The sequence below is a fragment of the Pseudorhodoplanes sp. genome (assembly GCF_035565855.1).
Classification (GTDB): Bacteria; Pseudomonadota; Alphaproteobacteria; order Rhizobiales; family Xanthobacteraceae; genus Pseudorhodoplanes.
Genome location: NZ_DATMRX010000182.1, coordinates 1 through 1,920, shown reverse-complemented (window position 1 = coordinate 1,920; position 1,920 = coordinate 1). Strand labels below are relative to the sequence as shown.

2 protein-coding genes are annotated in these 1,920 nt (G+C 62.3%); one reads left to right on the top strand and one right to left on the bottom strand.

Going from position 1 to position 1,920, the window contains the following annotated elements; genetic code table 11:
* A partial coding sequence (locus tag VN004_RS10060) for an ABC transporter substrate-binding protein (RefSeq protein WP_325609518.1) occupies positions 1-386 on the bottom strand: 386 nt, incomplete at its 3' end.
* Positions 387-579: 193 nt separating this feature from the next.
* Here VN004_RS10060 and VN004_RS10055 point away from each other — a divergent pair.
* Positions 580-1,761 carry a cobalamin-independent methionine synthase II family protein gene (locus VN004_RS10055; RefSeq protein WP_325609515.1) on the top strand — a complete coding sequence of 394 codons (1,182 nt, stop codon included), beginning with the start codon at positions 580-582 and terminating at the stop codon, positions 1,759-1,761.
* Positions 1,762-1,920: the final 159 nt, after the last annotated feature.

Below are 1,920 nucleotides of genomic sequence, written 5' to 3'. Positions count from 1 at the left end.
CCGATCGTCGTCCGATTGGCCTGAATGATCGCCGGCATCGTGGCGGCGATGACATTGGTGCTGTATGGCCCGATGAGGAGATCGACCTTGTCGACGCTCATCAGCTTTGCGTAGATGCCGGGCGCATTGGCGGGATTGCCCTGGTCGTCGTAATAGACGAACTCGACCGGCCGCCCGAGCAAACCGCCCTTCGCATTCACATCGCTCCGCCAGATTTCGAGGCCCGCGAGGACCTGCTTGCCGGCCGGCGAGGTCGGTCCCGTTGCGCTGATGCTGAAGCCGATGCGCAGCGGATCGGCCGCGTCCGCGTGCTGTAAGCCAAACCCGAATGCAAGCGAGGCGATCGACGCCGCCAGCAAGTGGCGACGGTGAAATCCGTAACCCATGATGTCCTCCCATTCTGGCCGTTATGTTTTCGGCCTTGGAGAAACGCTACAACGCACGGCAAAACTTGGCAATCGTTTGCCGCGGTGCTAGCACGCTCAGCGCGCGGGCTTGCAATATGCCGTCACATCATGCTCTTGCGGCGCGCGAGCATCCCGATCCGCGACAACAGCGGACGGACAAGGAGGAAAGAGAATGTTCAAGGCCTCGGCCGGCGTCATGCTGCCCACTTCCATCATCGGATCGCTGCCGCGCCCGACCTGGTACACCGCGACGTTGGGCTCCAAGCCCTTTCTCGAAGCGATGGTGAATTCGCGTTACCGCGAACAATATGAAGACGCGGTGTCATGCTTCCTGCGCGCGCAGGAAATGGCCGGCCTCGACATCGTCACCGATGGCGATGCGCATTATGACGAGGAAGTCGGCGGCATGAGCTGGCAAAGCTATCCGCTGACCCACATGGAGGGGTTTTCCAAGGAAGCCCATCCCAGCATCTACAAGGTGGGCGCGGTCGCCTATCCGCGCGGGCATATCCTGCACGATTTCCTGGAAGCGCGGGTCTTCCCGAAGATCGTTGGGCCGGTGGGCCGCGGCAATCTGCAATATGCCGCGATGTGGAAGGTCGCGCAGCGGATGACCAACAAGCCGGTGAAATTCGGCACCATCCTGCCCGAACTGTTGGCCGCTTCATGCGAGGACGACTATTACAAGGACCCGGTCGAGCGGACATGGGCGCTGAGCGACGCTCTCAACGCCGAGCTGAACGATCTTGCCGACGCAGGCTGCCCGGTGCTGCAGATGGAAGAGCCGCAGATCCACATGGTGCCGGTGCGTGGAAAGGCCTTCGGCAAGCTGGACGTCGGCGATCTGGTGAAGGTCTTCAACAACACAGTGAAGGGCCTGCGCGAGAAGACCGAAGTGTGGTGCCATACCTGTTGGGGCAATCCGTCCCAGCAGCGCATCTTCAAGGAGCCGCAGAGTTATCAGCCGACCCTCGAGGCGCTGAACCACGTCGAAGCGGACGCGCTCACCTTCGAGACCTGCTCCTCGGGACCCGGCGACCTGAAGGCGATCGGCGAAGTGATCAAGGACAAGAAGGTCGTGATCGGCGTCATCGATCACCACACGCTGCAGATCGAGCGGCCCGAGGAAGTCGCCGCGCTGATCCGCGAGGCCCTCAAGCACATCCCTCCGGAGCGGCTCATCATCTCGTCCGATTGCGGCATGGGCCGCGAGGGCATGGGACGGCGGCACGCCGCTTACAAAATGGTGTCGATGGTGCTGGGCACCAACATCGTGCGCAAGGAGCTCGGACTGCCGGAAGCGCAGTGCCTGGCCGCGGAAGGGCGCTACTCGCTGACAATGGCGGCTCGCTGAAACTTTGGCGTCGCGGCCGGGCATCGCGCTGCCCGGCCGCCAAGCGCATCCATGCCATTGATTGCCGCCGCGAGCGGCCGAACGCTCTTTGGTAAATATTAACGTTAGCCACAGTCGCAGAACGCCCTTGCCTCGGCGATTGCGAAAATCGAAAGACCC

Coding starts and splice junctions, on each gene's coding strand:
- VN004_RS10055 (WP_325609515.1), top strand. CDS start 580: ATGTTCAAGGCCTCGGCCGGCGTCATGCTGCCCACTTCCATCATCGGA.